The sequence below is a fragment of the Sorangiineae bacterium MSr12523 genome, assembly GCA_037157775.1.
Lineage (GTDB): Bacteria > Myxococcota_A > Polyangia > Polyangiales > Polyangiaceae > Pendulispora > Pendulispora brunnea.
The window spans coordinates 1,143,892-1,161,041 of the sequence record CP089982.1; the positions used below are offsets into that span (position 1 = coordinate 1,143,892).

Here is a 17,150-nt window from a genome sequence, read left to right on the forward strand (position 1 = left end):
GTATCCCTTGTTGCTGAATCGCTTTTCGATGACGCGTCCCGAATACGAGACGACCCAGGCTGAATCCCTTGCGTGGCTCGCATCGGCCCATGTCCAGGCCGAGAGCACCCTGCATACGCTCGACACGGACGAACGAGAAGGTTTCCAACGCCGCATCGAAAGGCTCATCGAGCATTGCGCCTGCGGCGAAGACCGCATCGCGCACCGCGGGGCGTCGCTGGGTGACATCGAGAACACCGATTGGTCCAGCACGGACCAGATCTACGATCTCGAGAACCATCCGCACGGAAAGGGAACCGGCGCGCGCACGCGCCTGTTCGCGCGCGCGGTCAAGAAATACCTGCGCGAGGAATACATCCATGAGAGCCGCCCGCCCGCGGATTTGATCCATGTAACATGCACCGGATATGCATCGCCAAGCGCGGCGCAACACATGGTCGAATCCCGCGGCTGGGGCGCGCAAACGCGTATCACCCACGCGTACCACATGGGGTGCTATGCGGCGATCCCTGCGCTGCGTATTGCTCGAGGATTCGTTCTCGCCGGTGATGTCATGCCGGGGGCCGCTCCGCGCGTCGACATCGTCCATACCGAGTTGTGCAGCCTTCACCTCGACCCGAGCACGCACACGCCCGAGCAACTCGTCGTGCAAAGTCTTTTTGCCGATGGATTCATTCGCTATTCGGTCTCCGCCGACGCGGACGGGCGCGGATTCGACGTTTTGGCCCTCTCCGAGACCATCGTGCCGGATTCGGCCGATGCGATGACATGGGTCGTCTCGGATTGGGGGATGCAGATGAGCCTAGCGCGCGACGTTCCCGCCCGCATCGCGGCGCCGCTTCGCACCTTCGTTCATGGCCTTTTCGAGAAGGCGGGGCTCGACCCCGTAGCGGATTTCTCCGAATCGGTTTTTGCGGTGCACCCTGGCGGTCCCAAAATCATCGACGAGGTTTGCCAGCTTTTGTCGCTGTCGGATGACCAAGTCACCGCGAGTCGAACCGTGCTTTTCGACTTCGGAAATATGTCCTCGGCAACCCTTCCTCACATCTGGATGCGCATCCTCGACGACGCCGCCGTCGCATCCGGAACACCCGTGCTGAGCTTGGCCTTCGGGCCCGGCCTCACCATTTGCGGAAGCCTATTTCGAAAACGATGAATCCAGCGCTCCTCCTCGTTCCCTTCGCCTTGCAAGGCACCCTCATGGCCGTCGACGAGGGCTGGTTTCACCGACGCCGTGGGCTGCCGCGATGGGAGCGCATTGGACACCCGCTCGATACGCTCACGGTGGCTCTTTGCTTCGGCTGGCTCGTAGCCAAGCGGCCCGAGGACCCTGGGGCGCTCGCGGTGTACGTCGCACTCGCCGTCGTGTCCTGCCTGTTCGTGACGAAGGACGAGGTCGTTCACAAGCGTCTCTGCTGCGCAGCCGAATGCTGGCTTCACGCCGTGCTCTTCGTGCTCCACCCCATCGTCTTTTTTGCGGCGGGATATGCATGGGCCTTGGGGCAAGGGGCTTGGGCTCTGAAAATGCAGCTCGTTCTCGTTTTGGCCTTCGGACTCTACCAATGGATTTATTGGGGACCATGGAATCGAACCGACATTCGCTCCGCGGCGTAAACAATGCCATCTACTCCGAACTCGGCGATCGCTGGTACGAAGCCGACGATGATCCGGTGGCACTTCTCCGCGCCGAGTCACGGCTCTTGGGACCGTGGGTGGCGCAGCAGCTCGAGCAGCGCGCAGGGCGTTGCAACGTACTCGACGTCGGGTGCGGGGCGGGATTCTTGGCGAACGATCTCGCGCGCCGCGGACATCACGTTACGGGGCTGGATTTCGCAGCCGAAGCCCTCGATGTGGCCCGCGCCCACGATCCAACCCGGAGCGTGACGTATTGCCACGGCGATGCTCGGTCGCTCCCCTTCGCGGACGGGTCGTTCGATGCGGTCTGCGCGATGGATTTCCTGGAACACGTGGAGGATCCGGCGCGCATCGTTGCCGAAGTTTCCCGCGTCCTCGCGCCAAATGGCCTCTTCGTTTTTCATACCTTCAATCGAAATTGGCTCGCCTGGCTGGTGATCATCAAAGGCGTCGAATGGTTCGTGCGCAATACGCCGGTGGACATGCACGTCCTTCATCTCTTTCGCAGACCGGCCGAGTTGGCGCGGATCTGCAATGCCTCTGGGCTGCGCGGTGTCCGTTTCATTGGCTCGCGACCGAGGTTCGGACGGGCCCTCTGGAAGATGCTTCGCACGGGCGTCGTGCCTCGCGACTTCCGGTTCACGTTCAGCCGATCCACGTTGCTCGGTTACGCGGGGACCGCTCTGCGCGCTTCTTGAGCCCTGCGCGGTATCGCATTTGCTGAGAGGCCCGCATGGCAACCACGACGTCGATTCCGCGCGATCCGGCCTTCGATAGCACGCTCGCCTTGTTGCGTGAGGGGTACCCCTTCATATGGAACCGCTGCCAGCGGTTTCAGAGCGACCTATTCCAAGCTCGCCTCATGGGCAAGCGTGCAATCTGCATCCATGGGCGCGAAGCGGCAGAACTCTTTTACGATGAAACACGGTTCCAACGACGGGGCGCCGTGCCACGGCGGGTGTTGACGTCGCTTTTTGGCAAAAAGGGAATTCAGACGTTGGACGGCGCCGCACATCGGCATCGGAAGGCCGCGTTTCTTTCCCTGATGACGCCGACGAGCCTCGATCGCCTGATGATTGCGACCGCAAGGGAATGGCGTCGCGCGGTTCATGCGTGGGAGAAAATGGAAGCGGTGGTGCTTTTCGACGAAGCCGAGCGCGTGCTGACGCGCGCAACGTGCACGTGGGCGGGCGTGCCCATTTCCGATCGGGAACTTCCGCGCCGGGCGCGTGACTTTGGCCTCATGGTGGACGCATTTGGAGGTGTGGGGCCGAGGCTCTGGAAGGGCAAACGCGCGCGTGCCCGGGCGGAGCGCTGGATGGCGCGCGAAATCGAACGGGCGCGCCGGGGCGATGCACCGACCGCCTCGGCGAGTGCGCTGCACGTCATGGCGCACTACCGAGGCCCGGATGGTGAGCGGCTGCCTGCAAGAACGGCGGCGGTGGAGCTGCTGAACGTGATCCGTCCTACCGTTGCCATATCGTGGTTCATCACCTTCGCGGCGCTCGCACTGCACGAGCACCCGGAGAGCCGCGAAAAGCTGACCTGCGAAGATGCCGGCGAAAACGCGGGGGCATACGCCGACTCGTTCATGCAGGAGGTCCGTCGGTTTTATCCATTTACGCCCTATTTGGGTGCCAAGGTCCGCAGTTCGTTCGATTGGAAAGGACACCACTTCAAGCCCGGAACCCTGGTCCTGCTCGATGTCTACGGAGCCAATCACGATCCGCAGCTGTGGGATGCGCCCGAATCCTTTCGTCCCGAGAGGTTCGACGGCTGGCGGGGCGATGCATACGGCTTCATTCCGCAGGGCGGCGGTCCGCGCGCCACCGGCCACCGTTGCCCCGGGGAGTGGATCACGATGCACAACGTCGCGCTCGCACTCCATATCCTCACGCGGTGCATGGTGTACGAGGTTGCGCCCGGCCAGGATCTCCGGGTCGACCTCCGGCGGATGCCGACGCGACCCAAGAGTGGATTCATCCTCCGAAACGTCCATGCGACCGCCGCCCTCGATCACGGTCTGCCGCGGCGGCCAAGCCGCATGGCGGCTCAGGATGCCACAGATCGCGCAGGAGGCGTTCATGCCGAGGCCAGCTCGGTATAGCCCCACGCGATTCTCAATCAGCGATTCTTGTGACTATGGGCGCCCGCCTTGGCGTGCTGCTCCGACGAACCACCGCGCTGACCTTGATGGCTGCCGCGTGCCTCGCCGCCTTTGCGCCCAATCTCGGCCATGTGTTGGCGATCCTTGCTCACCGCCTCGCCGCCCTTTCGGCCCGCTTCCCGCGCCTCCTCGCTGGTGAACTCGTGCGCCGTGCCCTTTGCATGGGCGGCATGTCCACCCTGGCTGGCAATCTTGCGCTGCTTCTCTTCGTCCATTCCAGCGAAACCGCGGTTGTTCGTTCCTTGATTGGAATGATGCGTGTTGGTGTGCTGAGCCATTATTTACTCCTTTTCTCGTTGGCCGCGCCTTCGGCACAGCATGCTGGACGCGCCCTCGTGTCCGCGCCCGCTCACAGTGTTTGCACTGTGCATGCCTTGGAGTTGCCACAGGCTGCTTTGAAATGCGCGTATGCGAGTTGCCATTGGCAAGCTGCGCATTTTTGGCCATGAGCCGGCGATTCCGATGCGCATCCAGCATCGTACCATGTGCGCACGACAACGTTGCGGCGATGAGCCGGCAGCACGAGCAGAGGAGTAGTTTCAGATGATAGGCGACTGTTCGTTGCTCGGCGTGCACGTCCTGGTGGTGGACGACGATCCGGAGAATCGAGAGTGCCTTCGAGAGCTGCTCGAGGAGTATGGCTCACGCATCACCACGGCTTCCAATGTCTCCGACGCGCTGGCGAAGCTGGAGCAAGAGCTGCCCGATGTGTTGCTCTCGGATATCGATATGCCAGGCGAAAACGGCTTCGATCTGATACGGCGCTTGCGCTCGCGTCCGAGGGCACAAGGCGGTGCTGTTCCCGCCGCGGCCGTTACGAGTTTCGGGTGCGCCGAAGACCGCGCCCATGCGCTGGACGCGGGGTTCATGGAACACGTGCCCAAGCCGGTGAATCCGGACGCGTTGATTGCCACCGTATGCGCGCTTGCACAGGGTGGCAGCGTGAGCGCTGGGTTTTTACGCTTGGAGCGAGCGGATGAACGGTCCTACGGCTGCGGCCCCGCGCTCGTCCAGCACCCGGATCACCTGCGAGCCAATGACGGCGATATCGATCTTACCGCGCAGGGAGTCGATGTCTTTTTTGGACTTCACACCGAACCCGAGCGCGATGGGCAGCGAGGTTGCCCGCCGGCATCGGGCGAGGTAACTGTCGAGCGCTGCGAATTCGGTGACTGCGCCCGTCACGCCCGTGCGGGCGACGCAATAGACGAATCCGCGAGCGTGCGGTGCAATTTCGGCCAGTCGCGCGTCGGTGGACCGCGGAGAAAAGAAGAATACCGGGGCTAGTCCCGCACGGTTCATCGTGCCGTAGAACGCGTCCCCCTCCTCGGGCGGCAAATCCGCCACGATGACCCCGCGAAGGCCCGCGGCCTTCGTGTCCTCGACGAAACGCTCGACACCGCGCCGAAACGGGATGTTGAAATACGTCATGAAGAGGAAGGGTATGGGAAACTCGCGCGCGAGCTCCGTTGCGAGCTCGAAGCAGCGATCCACCGTGGCCCCGGCGGCAAGCGCCTTTTGATTGGCGTGCGCGATCACCGGGCCGTCCGCGAGCGGTTCCGAAAACGGAATCTGCAGCTCGATCATGTCCGTGCCCGCCTCGACCATGGCCCCCACCACACGGCGCGTTTCGTCGAAGCTCGGGTAGCCGAGCACGACGTGGGTCATGAGCAAAAGGCCCTTCTCAGCTTGTTTTCGACGTAGTTCAGCTTCGAGCACGGTAAGCCTCCGCCTTGTCGATGATGAAATTCCGCCACGACGGATCGTCGAAGGCGTCGGCGATCGTGAAGATGTCCTTGTCGCCGCGACCGGACTGATTGATGAGAATGGCGTCGCTGGGATCGAGCGAGCTGGCCTCTTTGAAGGCCTGTGCAAACGCGTGCGACGACTCCAGCGCGGGAATGATTCCCTCTTTCTTGATGGTGAGGGCCAGCGCGTCCACGGCCTCGCGATCGGTCGCCGCCTCGAATCGCACACGGCCCGTCTCGCGATAATGGGCGAGAATGGGCGAGACACCCACGTAATCCAGACCGGCCGCCACGCTATGCGTTTCATTCATCTGGCCGTCCGGCCCTTGAAGGAAATACGTCTTGTAGCCCTGGGCGACTCCAATGCTTGCATCTTCGGACGAGAGCCGCGTTGCGTGTTGCTTCGAGTCGAGACCGTGGCCGGCGGCTTCTACGCCCACCAACTCCACGCTCCGGTCGTCGAGGAAGCCGGAAAAGACGCCCAACGCATTGGAGCCGCCGCCCACGCACGCGTACACGCGCTTCGGCAAGACGTTCTCCAGACGGAGCATCTGCTCACGCGCCTCGCGCCCGACGATGGCTTGGAAGTAGGTCACCAATTCGGGAAAAGGGTGAGGGCCGCACGCCGTGCCGAGCACGTAGTGCGTCGTGTCCATGTTGGCCAGCCAGTCTCGGAACGCTTCGTTGAGCGCGTCCTTGAGTGTGCGGCTGCCGTCCCTCACCGGAACGACGGTTGCGCCGAGCCGCTCCATCCAAAAGACATTGGGCCGTTGGCGGGCCACGTCGACCTCACCCATGTAGATGGTGCACTCGAATCCGAACTTCGCCGCCATGGTGGCGGTCGCGATGCCATGCTGACCGGCACCCGTCTCGGCGATGACCCGCTTCTTGCCCATCCGCTTGACCAGCAGGCCCTGGCCCATGGCGTTGTTCGCCTTGTGCGCCCCGGTATGGTTGAAATCTTCGCGCTTGATGAAGATGCGCGCGCCTCCGAAATGACGCGTGAGGTTCTCCGCGAAGGTGATCGGTGTGGGGCGGCACGAGTACCTCGACATGAGAGTCTCGTATTCGCGGTAAAACGAAGGATCGTCCTTCGCCTCGCGAAAAGCCGCCTCGAGCTGGTCGAATGTGGCGACGAGAATCTCGGGAATGTACGCGCCACCGAATTGGCCGTAATGGCCGCGCTCAATCATTGGGTACGTCCTCCGATACGCTGGGTGAACACGAAACGCCCCTCCGGGCAAAAGAGACGGCAGAAGATTGCGCTTTCTGCAGTGGCGAAGTGAAGTGTGCGTTCGACGCGAAGCACGGGCGTGTCCTGCGGCTGACCGAGTCGCCGCGCACGCACGCCGTCGAGCTGTTCGACGCCAAACGTCTGGTCCGCGGCGACGGGACGCATGCGATAGCGCTGCTCCACGACCTCGGAAAGGGATTGGCCGCGCAAAGGTATTTTCTCGAGGTCCACGAAGTATTCGGCGTCGAAGTCCATCTCCTCCAGCAGCACGGGCTCGCGCCGGACGGAGGATACGCGGACAATGCGAACCACCTCACGCCCAAACAGGGGATGCGCTTCTTCCTCGATGTGGCAGCGGGCGGGCTTTTCGGGAATGGCCGGGGTGAGAACGACACCGCTCTCGCGAAACGAAGCCAGCGTGCCGCCGAGGGAGAAGAGTTCGACCCGAGCTGGCACGCTTCTCACGAAGGTGCCGCTTCCGCGGCGGCGCACCAGCACCCCGCGCTGAATCAGCGAGTCGGTGGCCTGTCGAACCGTTGGCCTGCCAATTCCGTACTTCGACGCGAGCTCGTGCTCGGAAGGAATGCGCGCACCCGGCGAGTAGGCGCCCGCCGTGATCTGCGCCAAAAGCTCTTCGGCGAGCTGATGGTAGAGCGGTAACGCAGATCCATGATCGAGCACACCAGGAGAGTGCCATATCCGGCCAAGTTGTCAAGACAACTTGTCAGCTGCGCTCGTTCGTCCGATCCCGCCATTCGCGCGGCTTTGCGTCACGGATCACCTGCGTGCGTGTGCCCGCGGCCTATTTCGTTCTCTGCATTGACTTCGCGGCTGTTGCGAGTAAATGATGATGAACATCATCATAGTGCGATCTTGCGAGGAGCGCTCACATGTCCATCGTTCCGCCGAAGCCCGGCGCGGTCATCGAGGTTCGCAATCCTGGCACCGGAGAAGTCCTCGGCCAAATCACGGCCATGACCGACGAACGGATCACGGCGGCCGTCGGCGTGGCGCAGGAAGGCCAGCACGTGATGGCGAAGATGCCAGCCCACGAGCGTGCGAGGTTGCTCCAGGAGGTGGCGTCTCGCATCGAGTCCGAAAAGGCGAGTTTGGCCAAAATGCTTGCCCGCGAAAATGGCAAACCCATTCGGCAGACGCAAGGTGAGGTCGATGCGGCCATTCGGATTTTTCGCGGCTATGCGGCTGAGGCGACACGCTTGTTCGGCCGGCAGATCCCCCTCGATACGGTGCCAGGCTTGGAGCGTCATTTGGCCGTAACCCTGCGGGAGCCGCTTGGACCCGTGGCCGCGCTCGTGCCGTTCAACTACCCCGTGGAGCTTTATGCACATAAGGGAGCGGCTGCGCTGGCTGCGGGCAATGCCGTGATCGTGCAGCCGCCGGCACGGTGCCCGCTCACCCTGATGCGCATTGCGGAATTGATCCGCGAAGCCGGCGTACCCGCGCCCGCGCACCAAGTGGTGACCGGTGAGGTGCGGGTGTCCCAACTCTTGGCGCAGCTACCGGGCATTGCGGCCGTTACGCTCACCGGAAGTACGGCGGCCGGCCGTGAGATTGCGCGGCTCGGGGCGCAGACCTTGAAAAAGGTCATGTTGGAGCTTGGCGGCAACGATGCGCTGATCGTGTGCGACGACGCAGACGTCAAAGCGGCCGCGAGGGCCGTGGTGCTTGGCCGATTGGCACGTGGCAATGGGCAGATCTGTTGCGCGGTGAAGCGCGTTTACGTGCAGTCGGGCGTGCACGACGCATTCGTCGCGGCGCTGCTCGAGCAAACGGCGAATCTCGTGGTCGGCGATCAGCTGCTCGACACCACCGACGTCGGACCGCTCATCGCCGAGCAAGCGGCCCAGCGTGTCGAGGCGGCGGTGCGCCGGCTCGTATCGGATGGTGCCCGCTTGGTCGCGGGCGGTTCTCGCCGGGGCGCATTCGTGGATCCGACGGTCCTCGTGGGCGTGCCCAATGCCAGCCCGGCATTCGCCGAAGAGATCTTCGGCCCGGTGGCGCCGGTCGCGCGCTTTTCCGACCCCGCCGAGGCCGTGCGGCTGGCCAACGACTCGCCCTATGGATTGCATGCGGCGGTATTCACCCGCGACATTTCGAATGCCTTCCGCATTGCCAAGTTGCTCGACGTGGGCAGCGTCATGATCAACGGCTCGACGGCGCTGCGGGCGGAAAATCTGCCCTTCGGCGGCACCAAGGATACGGGCGGCTATCGGGAGGGCCTCCACGAGACCGTGCTCGATTTCACGCGGCAGAAGACCGTCGTGGTGATGGACGCCTTCGAATGAGCCGTCTCGAGCTTCGCGACGTGCAGAAGGACTTCAGCGGGGTGAAGGTCCTGCAAGGCATCGATCTGCGTGGCGGCGCCGGCGAGGTGCTGGCCGTGGTCGGCGCGAACGGTGCGGGAAAGTCGACACTGATCAAGATTTTATCCGGTGCGCTGCCAATGAGCGCCGGCCAAATGTGGATGGACGGTGCGCAAGTCGATCTGCGTTCACCGCACGATGCGCACGATCTCGGGATACGGACGGTCTATCAAGAGATGTCGCTCGTGCCCGAGCTGTCGGTCACCGAGAACCTGCTGATGGGCGCCTTTCCGGTGCGCTTCGGCATGATCGACTGGGGGGCGGCACACGCGCAGGCGGAGGACGTGCTTCATCGGGTGGGATTTGGCTCGATCCACCCGCGGACCAAGGCCAAGCGCCTGTCGGTGGCGCGCCAGCAGATGGTGGAGATTGCCAAGGCGCTGGTGAGCGAACCGCGCGTACTGGTGCTCGACGAGCCTTCGGCGGTGCTCGCAGGCTCCGATTTGGAGGCGCTCTTTGCATTGGTGCGCCAGCTGCGCGAGCGCGGTGTTTTGGTCATTTACGTATCGCATCGCCTGGCCGAGGTGCTCGATCTGGCCACGTCGATCGTGGTGATCAAAGACGGCCAGGTCATCGAGACGACGGAGCCTGCGAAGACGAGCGAGCAGGAATTGATCCGGCTCATGGCCGGACGGCGGCTGGAGCAGATTTATCCGGAGCGACGCGGGGCGCCGGGCGACGTGCTTTTCGCGGTCGACGCTCTCGGTCGCCCAGGGCAATTCGCAGATATCTCATTTCGCCTTCGGGCGGGCGAAGTCGTGGGATTGTTCGGCCTCGTCGGCTCCGGTCGCAGCGAATTGGCCCGATGCATTTTTGGCGCAGAACCGGCCGAATCGGGGTTTTCGAGCCCGGCGGAGGCCATTCGAGCCGGGCTGGCGCTGGTCACCGAAGACAGGGCCCGCAGTGGTCTCGTGCTCGGAATGACCGTGCGTGACAACATATCGATGACGACGTGGCGCTCGAACGATTGGAGCCCCCTCATCGATGCCCAGAGCCAAAAGCGCGACGTCGCGCGGATGGTGGAGCAGCTCGACATCCGCCCGGCCCACTGCGCATCGATGCAGGCCGTGCATCTCAGCGGGGGCAACCAGCAAAAAGTGGTGCTGGCCAAATGGCTGCTCACCGGCCCGCGCGTGCTCTTGCTCGATGAGCCCACCCGCGGTGTGGATATGGCAACTCGGGTCGATATCTATCGCACGATCGATGCATTGGCCCGGCAAGGATTGGCCATTTTGCTCATCTCCTCGGATCTGACGGAGGTGATCGGCGCCACGGATCGCATTCTCGTGATGAACCAGGGGCGCATCACCGGCGAGCTTCGCTCGGCCCACGCCACCGAGGACCAAGTCCTCACACTTGCGATCAAGGGCGCATCGGGTATGTCATGAAATGGGGATTCGCACTGGCCATCGCTCTTTTCGTGGTGCTGGCGGCATTGACGTCGAATGCATTTCTCACGCAGGCGAACATCACCAACTTGCTCAAGCAAATGGTGACCGTAGGCTTGCTCTCGTTTGGCATGCTGGTGGTCATCCTGACGGGCGGGATCGATCTTTCCGTCGGGTCGGTGGTGGCATTTGCGGGCATCGTTACCGCCGGTCTCGTGGCCCATTTGCCCATCCCGCTGGCCATGGCAATCGGTATCGTGAGCGGAATCGGCTTCGGCGCCATCAATGGCGCGCTCGTCGCCTGGTTTGCGCTCGCGCCGTTCGTCGTCACGCTCGCGTCGCTGACCACCATTCGAGGATTGGCCTTCGTTTATTCGGAAATCCCCATCTCGCCGGCCCAACCCGCCTTTCTCTGGCTCGGTACTGCGATGATCGGACCCGTTCCGCTCACCACGCTCATCATGCTGGCGGTCTTCGTGGCGGGGAGTGTATTTCTCGAACACACGCCCGCGGGCCGGTCCATCGTGGCCATTGGTGGAAATGCCGAGACGGTTCGCCTCGCGGGCATCGACGTGCGACGGCACGTACTCGGCGCCTACATTCTCAGCGGGGCATGCGCGGGCGTGGCCGGGGTCATCCTGGCCAGCCGGGTGGGCATTGCTCAACCCAGCGTGGGCGTTGCTTTCGAATTGGATGCGATTGCGGCATGCGTCATCGGTGGGGCCAATCTGGCCGGCGGACGCGGCTCCGCGAAGGCGACGTTCGGCGGGGTCCTCGTTTTGGTGCTCATCAACAATTTGCTCAACCTCTACGGCGTGCAGAGTTTCTGGCAGCAGGTTCTCAAGGGCCTCATCATCGTCGCGGTCATCCTCGTGCAGCGCACGAACCGATTCCGCACGGCCTGACCCACACCTTTTTGGAGATTGGAATGAAGAGCCATCGACTAGGTGCGTTGCTTTTGATCGGAGCTCTCGCCGCGGGCACGGCTTGCAAATCCGAAAAGGTGAACAGCGGAAAGTCGTACACCATCGGTGTGGCGAATTTCATGCTGAGCGGCCCCTATTTCAGTGGAATGGACGCGGCCATCGCGGCGCAGGCCAAGGGCAAAAGCGCCGGAGACGTCATGGTCAAAGTCATCAGCACGGATGCCAACGGCGATGCGGCAAAGCTTGCGGCGGACGTGGAAGATCTGCTCAGCAAAAACGTGGATGCCATCATCATCTCCGGTGGCCCATTGGAATCGGCCCCGGCCGCGCTCAATGCCATCAAGGCGGCGGGCAAGCCCGTCGTGCTCGTCGACCGGAAATTCGGCAGCGGCGAATACACGAGCTGGATTGGACCGGACAATGAAGCCATTGGCCGGCAAGACGGTGAGTTCTTGACGAAGCAGTTGTCCGGTACGGGCAAAGTGGCCATCATCAAGGGCGGCCCCGCGGACAACAGCATTGGCTTGGCGCGGACCAATGGCCTGAAAGCATCGCTCGCCAAGGCCCCCGGCATCACCCTCGTCGAAGCGCCTGGTTTCGGTGGGTGGGGCTCCGACGGCGGGCTCACGATCATGGAAAGTCTGTTGGCGACGCATCCCGATCTCGCCGCCGTCTTTTGCGAGAACGACGCCATGTGCCTCGGCGCACAACGGGCCATCGAAGCCGCGGGCAAGTCCAAGCAGATCGTCGTCGCGGGTGTCGACGGACAACGCGAGGCCGTGCAGGCCATCGTGGGTGGAACGAACTACGCCGTGACGGGGTTGAACAGCCCGAAGACCATCGGCAGCCTGGCCCTCGACCGGACGATGCAGATCCTCGGCGGGGCGAAGGTGGAAAAGGACACCGTCGTTCCGTCTCCTCAGATTACCAAAGACAACGCGGCCCAGTACCTCGACCCGAAGTGACGGAAGGGAGAGCTCCGATGTTGCGAACCATGCGACGAATGCCAATGCTAGCGGCGATCATCCTCGTGGCCATGGGCGGTTGCACAGTAGATACCGAATCGGAGCCCCATGCCGGCACCATTTCCGCGAATGTGGCCGCGGCGGCCCCGCCGGGCTGGCAACTCGTGTTCTTCGAGAACTTCACGACGCCGCTCGACACCAATGGCGCACCGTGGGTGCGCGACACGTACGCGACCGGTTTCGATACCATTAGCGACGACCCGGGGCTTTGGTACCACAATGATTACGGACCGGCGTGGGACGCTGCGCTGGCGTCCTTTCATACGTACCGCAAGGACATCCGATTTGGCCAGAGCGGGTGGTTGACGGCTTCGCTGTCCGCCCGCGATTTCAACAAGGACGGCGTCATCGAATCGCCGCCATCGATCACGACGCAGGCTTTGGGCAACGAGAAGGTCGCGGTCATTCGCGTGCCGGAGAGCACGGGCGGGGCCATTTTTCGGCCCACGAACAAACTGCCCGATCAATACCGCATCGAATACAAGCTCAAGACGCTCGACTTCGGCGGCAAACGCAATGGATCCATCGATTACGACGGCCGCACCAACGGGTACAGCACCGCCGGCTGCAAGACCCAGCATCCGTGGGGCGAAGGCCAGAATACGCCCGGCTGGGGTGGCGACGCCTCCGCACCCTATTGCGAATGGCAAAGTGTGCGCAACGGGCCGTACGGCTACAATGGCTTTCACTTTCTCACCATCGTGGATTTTGCCAATCCGGCGCCGCGCAACAACCATTTTTGGCACTACCACCGCAAGGTGCTGATGGACTCCTTCTCGCAGCATCCCGACCGCATCGGCAGCGGCACCGGCGGGCGGATCTGCGATGCCGCCACGAATACGTATTACAATTACCGGGACAGCAACTTCAATACCGTCAATATGTGGATCAGCGGGATGCCCAACTGGACGCCGGGCGCTGGAGGGCTTCCGGGCAATTCCCAGTGGTTCATGACCAGCTGCTCCGGCGGCGTGGCCGAAAACCAGCTCTCGACGGCGGGCGAGCTCCAGCCCGAGCTGATGCCCAATCAGTTCTATACGTTTGCCATCGAGCGCAGCGCAACGGGCTACACCCTCGAGGTCACCGGCAACTTTGCCCGCTCGGGTCAGCGGACCTTGCGCTTTACGCGCCCGTTCGTCGTGGGCAACGTACCGATTTGGCATTACAACACGAGCGCCGGCGAATACGACGGCCGGTTCAACGGCACCTTGGTCCAGAACGACGACCACGGAACGGGGCAATGGCCCGATCAATGGCCGGCAGGGTCGTCCTACCCCGATTATTTCGTCATTGGTGATTTGTACACCAACGTGTACGAAGGGCGCGCCAGCCTGACCGACATTGCGCTCTACGTTCCGCAGACGAACCCGCCGGCACGGAACCTGGCGCTGGACAAACCGGCGACGGCGTCCAGCCAATGCGCCGCCGCGGAAGCACCGGCGAAGGCCGTGAACGGCAGCTGGACGGGCGGCAACTCGGACAAATGGTGCGCGCTCGACGCGGAAAAATGGCTGCGGGTCGATTTGGGGAGCGCGCAGCAAGTCGGCAAGTTCGTGGTCCGACACTCGGGCGCCGGCGGTGAGAAGGTGGCGTGGAATACGCGCGACTTCGACCTTCAGGTCAGCACGGACGGCAATCAATGGACCACGGTCGCGCAGGTTCGCGGAAATACGGCCGACGTCACCACGCACACCTTTGCGCCGGTGACGGCACGGTACATCCGGCTCGACGTGGTCACGCCGACGAACGACAGCGACACGGCCGCCAGAATTTACGAATTCGAGGCCTATGCCAACTGAGTCAGAACCAATCGGCGCAGCGGGAGGGGTCGTCGATGAATGCGCGAATGTCCGGCTTCAAGTTGGCGTCGGACAGACCCTCGACGAAGCTTTGCCATGCGGGCGATGCGGCGTCGCCGATGACGGTGTAGGCGGCGCACAAAGCTTCCGTGTGCGTGATGCCGTTCCAATAATCCACGGGATCGTGAAGAACCGCGTTCAAACCCGATAGAAAATCCGCGTTGCCGGCCAAGGTGTCGGCCTTGATGGCAAATGCGCCCTCGATGGATGCCTCGAGCACCGCGAACGACTGCGATTGCGTGAGTCGTTCGACGAAAAAGGCGCGCCACGAAGGAATGGCCTCGGCCGGCACGCGGGAAGTGTACGCGTACTTCGATAGAGCTTTTACCGCTCGTTCCCGCTGATTCAGGGAGGTGGAGCGTTTGGCCACGTTGGTCCAAACGGACCACGCGCGCGCGGGTGGAAGGTCGAATTGCGAGAGATAGGCCACTCGGGCCTCGGACAAACCTCGGTCCGGGGGATTGGCCTCGAGCTTGGCCCAATCGGATGCGAACACGCTTTCGACGTCCACCACGTTGCTGCAGGCGGGAAAGCCCGTGGTTCGAACTTCTTGTAGGCCGATCGTGCTCGGCGGCGATCGGAGCGCTCGGCTCAATGCCTTGGACCATGCGGCGCGCAGATTGGGGTCGAGCGATGAATCGCTTGCCACCTCGCACGCCCGCTGAATGGCCAGCATCTTGGCGCCTTCTGCGCCCAGTTTCGCAACGAACGGCCCGAATTGCTCCGGCGAAAGGGCAGGCAGCTTTCGCGAGAGAAGCGCCGTGTGATGCAGCCCGCCCACGCGCAACCACTGCGCCAGCGCGCCGGCTCCCTTGGGCACGAGCAACGGAACGACACTCGATTCGTAGTTCTTTCCCGATGCGACGCTGTCTTGGGTCGCGAACTTCTTCGCATTCGGGTGAACATCGAGCGGGTCCACGACGAGAAATTCTCCCGGCGTTCGAGGCGCCAGCTCCACGCGTGCGTCCACCGTGAGCTCTTGATCGCGTTTCGTCCCGTCGGGGGCGATCCAACGCGCCACCATGGGCGTAACCAGAGCGCCATCGGGATCGCGCAACGTGACGAAGGCCCCCGCAGGTGCAGGTTCCACCTGCAGCCTCGGAATGCGCTTTGCCACCAGCGCGCGCTGCACCTGCGCGGTTGCCTCGGAGCCTAGGTGCGGAGCAAACTCGTGGACGAAGGCCTCGGTGCCAATCGTACCAAACCGATGCTCGCGCAGGATCTTGCGGAGCGTGCTCCAGAAAACGCGCTCGCCGGTGAGGTATCGAATTTGGCTGAGGACCCAATTGGCCCGCGCATAAGGCCCCGTGCCATAGGGGAGAATGGGCATCGAGCGGTCGCGCACGACGGGCTCACCGTCTCGCGGATCGCGCCGCTCCACCCCCAGGGTGCCCACGTTTCCCTCGTCCAAATAGCCGCGCATGTTCTCCATTTCGAGGAGCGTGGCCATTCCTTCCTTGATCCATAAATCGTAAAACGTCTCGACGGTGACGAGATCTCCGAACCATTGATGGCCGAGCTCGTGCCCTGCGATGTTGATGCTCGGGTATAGGGAGTAATCCAAGTACGCCTCGCCGAGGAGCGAGATCGTCGTGTTCTCCTCGCCCATGGCGCCGGGAGCGAATACTTGGGCATAGTGCTCGAATGGATAAGGGCCCAACAAGCGCTCGAAGGTCTCGAGGGCTCGAATGCTTTCCCGAAGTGCCGTGCGGTCGTCGTTGGGGATGCCGCGCCGGTGCCACAACGAGATGGGCAACCCCGAATGCGCGCGCCTTTCCTCGACCGCGAAGTCGCCGACGTTGAAGGCCATGAGGTACGTCGGCAGGGTGAATCCGCTGTCGTATTTGACGCGATGGGTACCGGTGTTCTCCTCGGCCTCGTCGAAAATGAGCCTCCCGTTGGCGAGCAATTTCTCGTTCGATGGGAGCTTCAGTTCGATGGAGAAGACCGCGCGGTCCGATGGCGTGTCGTGGCAAGGCATCCACGAGGGCTTGGACGATGGTTCCGAGAAGGTGAACGCCACGCGTGAGGCGGCAGGGTCTCCCTCGAGGGGCGGAAGCATGAAGAACCCATTCTCCAGGGAACCATCCGAGTAGACGCCTTGGGCTTCGTAGTCGATCGCGAGCTGCGTAGCTCCGCCGGCAAGCGGGGATAGGTCCACCCGCAGCTTTCGATGTTCCGCATCGACGCTGAACGGCAAAGGAATGCCGGTGGCCGAGCGCACGGCCTTGACTTGCACGGCACTGTCGAGGACCAATGTTTCGAGCCCTCGAGCCTTCACGGTGATCCCGACGGTCGCCACCAGTCGTTGGTGCTCCCAATCGAGCTCCCCTCGGAGATCGTAGCGTTCCACATCGTACTCGCCGCCGTCGTGAGGAGCGGCCTCGTCGGCGGCCGACACCTTCAAGGGGGCTGACTGGAGGCCGAGTCCGTCGCTCGAGCTCGAGCAAGAAGCGACCAACGATGCCCATGAGAACACCAGGAACGGGGCCACCCCCCATCTCCTGCAAAGCTTGGAGGCGCGCACCATAGCGGTAGATTTTAGAGGCGTCCCCGAACGGAGCTACGCAAATCATGCGACAATTAGCGACGAAATGGCGCCATTCGAGACGCGGCAGGGGGCATGAGACCGTTCTCGTCGGACACTTTCGACCAACTACCCCGCCGGGGGAATCGCGCACGGATGGAGCAGTCGGTACACGCGCGCCACGCTGCCGAGTCTCCTTCTGGCGGAAGGAGAGATTGCCGACGAAACCTCCCACCCACTCAATCTGCTGTTCTCGA

Annotated in this window: 13 protein-coding genes and 2 pseudogenes; 9 read left to right on the forward strand and 6 right to left on the reverse strand. The window is 63.0% G+C overall.

Features of this window, described 5'->3' with window-relative positions; genetic code table 11:
- Nucleotides 1-28 precede the first annotated feature (28 nt).
- From LZC95_04905 to LZC95_04920, 4 genes are read left to right on the forward strand one after another with little or no spacing between them, the layout of a single operon-like run.
- A complete protein-coding gene (locus LZC95_04905) occupies nt 29-1,156 on the forward strand; it encodes a hypothetical protein (GenBank protein WXA96176.1) in 1,128 nt (375 codons plus the stop codon).
- Nucleotides 1,153-1,614: a hypothetical protein gene (locus LZC95_04910; GenBank protein WXA96177.1), complete on the forward strand. Its 462-nt coding sequence runs from the start codon at nt 1,153-1,155 to the stop codon at nt 1,612-1,614. The genes LZC95_04905 and LZC95_04910 overlap by 4 nt, the downstream gene beginning before the upstream one ends.
- Nucleotides 1,581-2,333: a bifunctional 2-polyprenyl-6-hydroxyphenol methylase/3-demethylubiquinol 3-O-methyltransferase UbiG gene (gene ubiG, locus LZC95_04915; GenBank protein ID WXA96178.1), complete on the forward strand. Its 753-nt coding sequence runs from the start codon at nt 1,581-1,583 to the stop codon at nt 2,331-2,333. The genes LZC95_04910 and ubiG overlap by 34 nt, the downstream gene beginning before the upstream one ends.
- Before the next feature lie 35 nt (nt 2,334-2,368).
- Complete coding sequence (locus LZC95_04920; protein WXA96179.1) at nt 2,369-3,742, forward strand: cytochrome P450; 1,374 nt, start codon at nt 2,369-2,371, stop codon at nt 3,740-3,742.
- Between the two features lie 89 nt (nt 3,743-3,831).
- On the opposite strand, the pseudogene LZC95_04925 reads toward LZC95_04920, so the two are convergent.
- From LZC95_04925 to LZC95_04945, 5 genes and pseudogenes are all read right to left on the reverse strand, one after another.
- A pseudogene (locus LZC95_04925) lies at nt 3,832-3,924 on the reverse strand (stress-induced protein).
- Nucleotides 3,925-3,993: 69 nt separating this feature from the next.
- A pseudogene (locus LZC95_04930) lies at nt 3,994-4,017 on the reverse strand (hypothetical protein).
- A gap of 742 nt (nt 4,018-4,759) precedes the next feature.
- Entirely contained in the window at nt 4,760-5,521 is a 762-nt protein-coding gene (gene trpA, locus LZC95_04935) for a tryptophan synthase subunit alpha (protein ID WXA96180.1), read from the reverse strand.
- Nucleotides 5,508-6,743: a tryptophan synthase subunit beta gene (trpB, locus tag LZC95_04940; protein ID WXA96181.1), complete on the reverse strand. Its 1,236-nt coding sequence runs from the start codon at nt 6,741-6,743 to the stop codon at nt 5,508-5,510. Before trpB ends, trpA begins: the two co-directional genes overlap by 14 nt.
- Nucleotides 6,740-7,465: a GntR family transcriptional regulator gene (locus LZC95_04945; protein ID WXA96182.1), complete on the reverse strand. Its 726-nt coding sequence runs from the start codon at nt 7,463-7,465 to the stop codon at nt 6,740-6,742. Before LZC95_04945 ends, trpB begins: the two co-directional genes overlap by 4 nt.
- A 209-nt stretch (nt 7,466-7,674) precedes the next feature.
- On the opposite strand from LZC95_04945, the gene LZC95_04950 reads away from it, so the two are divergent.
- From LZC95_04950 to LZC95_04970, 5 genes are read left to right on the forward strand one after another with little or no spacing between them, the layout of a single operon-like run.
- Nucleotides 7,675-9,090: an aldehyde dehydrogenase family protein gene (locus tag LZC95_04950; protein WXA96183.1), complete on the forward strand. Its 1,416-nt coding sequence runs from the start codon at nt 7,675-7,677 to the stop codon at nt 9,088-9,090.
- Complete coding sequence (locus tag LZC95_04955) at nt 9,087-10,556, forward strand: sugar ABC transporter ATP-binding protein (GenBank protein ID WXA96184.1); 1,470 nt, start codon at nt 9,087-9,089, stop codon at nt 10,554-10,556. The genes LZC95_04950 and LZC95_04955 overlap by 4 nt, the downstream gene beginning before the upstream one ends.
- Nucleotides 10,553-11,461 carry an ABC transporter permease gene (locus LZC95_04960; protein WXA96185.1) on the forward strand — a complete coding sequence of 303 codons (909 nt, stop codon included), beginning with the start codon at nt 10,553-10,555 and terminating at the stop codon, nt 11,459-11,461. The genes LZC95_04955 and LZC95_04960 overlap by 4 nt, the downstream gene beginning before the upstream one ends.
- Before the next feature lie 23 nt (nt 11,462-11,484).
- Nucleotides 11,485-12,447 (forward strand): substrate-binding domain-containing protein, encoded by a 963-nt coding sequence (locus LZC95_04965; protein ID WXA96186.1) that lies wholly within the window; start codon nt 11,485-11,487, stop codon nt 12,445-12,447.
- A 44-nt stretch (nt 12,448-12,491) separates the two neighbouring features.
- Nucleotides 12,492-14,306 (forward strand): discoidin domain-containing protein, encoded by a 1,815-nt coding sequence (locus LZC95_04970; protein WXA96187.1) that lies wholly within the window; start codon nt 12,492-12,494, stop codon nt 14,304-14,306.
- Between the two features lies 1 nt (nt 14,307).
- Here the strand turns inward: LZC95_04970 and LZC95_04975 are convergent, their stop codons facing one another.
- Nucleotides 14,308-16,860 carry an aminopeptidase gene (locus LZC95_04975; GenBank protein WXA96188.1) on the reverse strand — a complete coding sequence of 851 codons (2,553 nt, stop codon included), beginning with the start codon at nt 16,858-16,860 and terminating at the stop codon, nt 14,308-14,310.
- Between the last annotated feature and the right edge of the window lie 290 nt (nt 16,861-17,150).

Coding starts and splice junctions, on each gene's coding strand:
- LZC95_04920 (WXA96179.1), top strand. CDS start 2,369: ATGGCAACCACGACGTCGATTCCGCGCGATCCGGCCTTCGATAGCACG.
- LZC95_04905 (WXA96176.1), top strand. CDS start 29: ATGACGCGTCCCGAATACGAGACGACCCAGGCTGAATCCCTTGCGTGG.
- LZC95_04960 (WXA96185.1), top strand. CDS start 10,553: ATGAAATGGGGATTCGCACTGGCCATCGCTCTTTTCGTGGTGCTGGCG.
- LZC95_04910 (WXA96177.1), top strand. CDS start 1,153: ATGAATCCAGCGCTCCTCCTCGTTCCCTTCGCCTTGCAAGGCACCCTC.
- LZC95_04965 (WXA96186.1), top strand. CDS start 11,485: ATGAAGAGCCATCGACTAGGTGCGTTGCTTTTGATCGGAGCTCTCGCC.
- LZC95_04950 (WXA96183.1), top strand. CDS start 7,675: ATGTCCATCGTTCCGCCGAAGCCCGGCGCGGTCATCGAGGTTCGCAAT.
- LZC95_04955 (WXA96184.1), top strand. CDS start 9,087: ATGAGCCGTCTCGAGCTTCGCGACGTGCAGAAGGACTTCAGCGGGGTG.
- trpB (WXA96181.1), bottom strand. CDS start 6,743: ATGATTGAGCGCGGCCATTACGGCCAATTCGGTGGCGCGTACATTCCC.
- LZC95_04970 (WXA96187.1), top strand. CDS start 12,492: ATGCTAGCGGCGATCATCCTCGTGGCCATGGGCGGTTGCACAGTAGAT.
- ubiG (WXA96178.1), top strand. CDS start 1,581: ATGGAATCGAACCGACATTCGCTCCGCGGCGTAAACAATGCCATCTAC.